This window comes from Microcoleus sp. Pol12B5, assembly GCF_036701335.1.
Lineage (GTDB): Bacteria > Cyanobacteriota > Cyanobacteriia > Cyanobacteriales > Microcoleaceae > Microcoleus.
In genome coordinates this window covers 1-4,279 of sequence record NZ_JAUBQQ010000135.1, presented here as the reverse complement: position 1 = coordinate 4,279, position 4,279 = coordinate 1, and the positions used below count along the sequence as shown (strand labels likewise).

Sequence of the window (4,279 nt, the reverse complement as noted above, 5' to 3'; positions counted from 1 at the left end):
TCAGCGACTGGGGTGAAGTCGTAACAAGGTAGCCGTAGGGGAACCTGCGGCTGGATCACCTCCTTTCTAAGGATATTGGCAGAAAGCGCCTGATTGAATCTCTTCCTTAACTGGTTGGGGTTCTCACATCAGGAAGAGCTTCTTCCGTTCCAAAGAACATTGCCGTCGTCCTCATGTCCCTTCATCCTGGAGATTTCGCTGTCGCGAATGTGTGTTTTTCACATGTTTGCGAGCAGCGGATAACGCCGCCTTTGGGCAGCCCGGGCTTGCCCGCCTAAGCCGAAAGGCCGCAGGTGGGGCCGGTAGCTCAGGTGGTTAGAGCGCACGCCTGATAAGCGTGAGGTCGTAGGTTCAACTCCTACTCGGCCCACCATTATAGACGCGCTGCTCGCTTTGTGTGCGAACACGAAAGAGCGGCGATCATGGTTGGGGGCCTTAGCTCAGCTGGGAGAGCACCTGCTTTGCAAGCAGGGGGTCATCGGTTCGATCCCGATAGGCTCCACCACCACGCATTTCTCCAGAGATGAAGACAACATATTCCGGCGCGGATTTATCCGTAGCCGGTGTGCGGGCCCATGAGTGGCCTGCTCTTTGACATTGTGAATGGGTTTTTTAATCGATGCCGTGGTTGCATCGTGCCGATCTCGAAAGAGGTGGGTCACGTATGCCAATCACATACATTCATTTTAACTAATGAATATCTGGCTGAGATAAATCATCCACACCGAGCAAACCATGGCAGCAGCCGAGTGGTACGTTCGTGTGGGGCGCGGCTTACAAGACCGTGTCTCGAGCGATCGACCAATGTTGTCATTGGTGGTGTGGACTCTCAAGCGTGAGGTAAGAGCATTTGGTGGATGCCTTGGCATGTACAGGCGATGAAGGACGTGGCACGCTGCGATAAGCGTGGGGGAGCTGTGAGCAAGCTTTGATCCCGCGATTTCCGAATGGGGAAACCCACCTATCCCGATTATCTCGCCCGTGAGCAATCACGGGCTGGGTAATTGGGCAAAGGTATTGCGAGACTGAATACATAGGTTTCGTGAAGCGAACCCGGAGAACTGAAACATCTCAGTACCCGGAGGAAAAGACATCAACCGAGATTCCGTTAGTAGTGGCGAGCGAACGCGGACCAGGCCAGTGCCTGGTGTTTAATTAGCAGAACATTCTGGAAAGTTTGGCCATAGCGGGTGACAGCCCCGTATGCGAAAATGAAACATCAGGACTCGAGTAGGGCGGGACACGTGAAATCCTGTCTGAACATGGGGGGACCACCCTCCAAGCCTAAATACTCGTACATGACCGATAGCGAACAAGTACCGTGAGGGAAAGGTGAAAAGCACCCCGATGAGGGGAGTGAAACAGTACCTGAAACCGAATGCTTACAATCAGTTGGAGGGTCCTTGAGGCCTGACAGCGTACCTCTTGTATAATGGGTCAGTGACTTAATCTATCAAGCAAGCTTAAGCCGTTAGGTGTAGGCGCAGCGAAAGCGAGTCTGAATAGGGCGACTGAGTTTGATGGATTAGACCCGAAACCCGGCGATCTAGGCATGACCAGGCTGAAGGTGCGGTAACACGCACTGGAGGGCCGAACCGTTCAATGTTGAAAAATTGTCGGATGAGTTGTGTTTAGGGGTGAAAGGCCAATCAAGCCGGGAAATAGCTGGTTCTCCGCGAAAACTATTTAGGTAGTGCGTCGGATGTTTACCTGTGGGGGTAGAGCACTGGATGGGCTAGGGGGTCGCGAGATCTACCAAACCTAACCAAACTCCGAATACCACAGAGTTAGTCCGGCAGACAGACGGCGGGTGCTAAGGTCCGTCGTCAAAAGGGAAACAGCCCTAACCTACAGCTAAGGTCCCCAAATCGTATCTAAGTGGGAAAGCATGTGGGATTTCCAAAACAACCAGGAGGTTGGCTTAGAAGCAGCCATCCTTTAAAGAAAGCGTAACAGCTCACTGGTCTAAATAAGAGATCCTGCGGCGAAAATGTAACGGGGCTCAAGATACGTACCGAAGCTTAGGGTTTGGATCTTTTGATCCAAGCGGTAGCGGAGCGTTCCGTAGGCCGATGAAGCGGGAGGGTAACCGACCGTGGAGGTATCGGAAGTGCGAATGCTGACATGAGTAGCGATAAAGAGGGTGAGATGCCCTCTCGCCGAAATCCCAAGGGTTCCTGCTTAAAGCTAATCTGAGCAGGGTAAGCCGGCCCCTAAGACGAGCCCGAAGGGGGTAGTCGATGGGAACCACGTTAATATTCGTGGGCCTGGAGGTGTGTGACGGATGGCGTAAGTTGTCAGGCCTTATTGGATTGGTCTGGCTTCGAAGTTGTCCCAGGAAATAGCCCCTCCGTATAGACCGTACCCTAAACCGACACAGGTGGGATGGTAGAGTATACCAAGGCGCTTGAGAGAAGTGTACTGAAGGAACTCGGCAAATTACCTCCGTAACTTCGGGAGAAGGAGGCCCTACATGCGGGCAACCGTGTGTAGGGGGCACAAGCCAGGGGGTAGCGACTGTTTAGCAAAAACACAGGGCTCTGCTAAGTCGGCTTCAAGACGACGTATAGGGCCTGACGCCTGCCCGGTGCTGGAAGGTTAAGAGGAGGAGTGCAAGCTCTGAATTGAAGCCCCAGTAAACGGCGGCCGTAACTATAACGGTCCTAAGGTAGCGAAATTCCTTGTCGGGTAAGTTCCGACCTGCACGAATGGCGTAACGACTTCCCCACTGTCTCCAGTACATGCTCAGCGAAATTGAATTCTCCGTGAAGATGCGGAGTACCCGCGGTTAGACGGAAAGACCCCGTGCACCTTTACTGCAGCTTCAGAGTGGCATTAGGAAAGAACTGTGTAGCATAGGTGGGAGGCTTTGAAGCGACGGCGCCAGCTGTCGTGGAGCCATAGGTGAAATACCACCCTGTTGTTTTCTGATGTCTAACCTCGCACCGTTATCCGGTGCAGGGACCCTCTGTGGCGGGTAGTTTGACTGGGGCGGTCGCCTCCTAAAGAGTAACGGAGGCGCGCGATGGTGAGCTCAGGACGGTTGGAAACCGTCTGTTAGAGTGCAATGGCATAAGCTCGCCTGACTGCGAGACTGACGAGTCGAGCAGAGACGAAAGTCGGTCATAGTGATCCGGTGGTCCCTCGTGGAAGGGCCATCGCTCAACGGATAAAAGGTACGCCGGGGATAACAGGCTGATGATTCCCAAGAGCTCATATCGACGGAATCGTTTGGCACCTCGATGTCGGCTCATCACATCCTGGGGCTGGAGCAGGTCCCAAGGGTTTGGCTGTTCGCCAATTAAAGTGGTACGTGAGCTGGGTTCAGAACGTCGCGAGACAGTTTGGTCCCTATCTGCCGTGGGCGTCGATAATTGAGAGGAGTTGACCCTAGTACGAGAGGACCGGGTTGAACATACCTCTGGTGTACCTGTCATTCCGCCAGGAGTGCAGCAGGGTAGCTATGTATGGACGGGATAACCGCTGAAAGCATCTAAGCGGGAAGCCTCCCTCAAGATAAGTTATCATCGAGTCGTGGAAGACCACCACGTTGATAGGCCGGGTGTGGAAGTGCAGTAATGCATGGAGCTAACCGGTCCTAATTACTCTGTTCGCGCTTGAGAGTTCCACCATCAATGACAACATTGGTGTAAGGATGATTAAGCCGGATATTCGCCAAGAATAATCGTCTTCAAAATCTGAATGTATAACCGCATCGATTAAAAACCATATGCACCTGCTTCATTGCTTGGTGGCCATAGCGTCAGTGCCCCACCCGATCCCATCTCGAACTCGGCCGTGAAACCTGACTGCGCCGATGGTACTACCGCTTAAGCGTTGGAAGAGTAGGGCGTCGCCAGGCATTGAAGCCGGTGCATATGGAAAAACCCATTCATGATCGTCGAACAACCGCCCCCGGCAATATGCTGCGGGCGGTTTTCGGCCCTCTAGGGCTCAGCCCCCAAAAGGGCTCAGTTGGTGGCGCGGGATGGAGCAGCCCGGTAGCTCGTCAGGCTCATAACCTGAAGGTCGCAGGTTCAAATCCTGCTCCCGCAACCAGCAGAATTGCTTAATGAGCACAGCGAGTTTAGCAATTCGCTGCCCCGGACCTGATCCGGGGCCCATCTCCAAACCTCGCACACCACACAAAACCCACACAAACAACAATCATCAGCCCCGAAAGCACCCAGCTTCCGGGGCCGCTCCCCGTCTCACTCAATCCTCACCACACACCGCTATCACCTCAATCTCCAATAACAATTCTGGCAATGCCAAGGCC

General features: G+C 53.6%; 3 tRNA genes and 3 rRNA genes. All 6 read left to right on the top strand.

The window, feature by feature from the left end:
* A 16S ribosomal RNA gene (locus QUA24_RS26815) occupies positions 1–66 on the top strand; the annotation flags it as partial.
* A 230-nt stretch (positions 67–296) separates the two neighbouring features.
* Positions 297–373: transfer RNA gene (locus QUA24_RS26810), tRNA-Ile, on the top strand.
* Positions 374–429: 56 nt separating this feature from the next.
* Positions 430–505 (top strand) — tRNA-Ala (locus tag QUA24_RS26805).
* A 325-nt stretch (positions 506–830) separates the two neighbouring features.
* A 23S ribosomal RNA gene (locus QUA24_RS26800) occupies positions 831–3,622 on the top strand.
* 125 nt (positions 3,623–3,747) lie between these two features.
* A 5S ribosomal RNA gene (rrf, locus tag QUA24_RS26795) occupies positions 3,748–3,862 on the top strand.
* Positions 3,863–3,982: 120 nt separating this feature from the next.
* Positions 3,983–4,059, top strand: a tRNA-Met gene (locus QUA24_RS26790).
* Positions 4,060–4,279 lie beyond the last annotated feature (220 nt).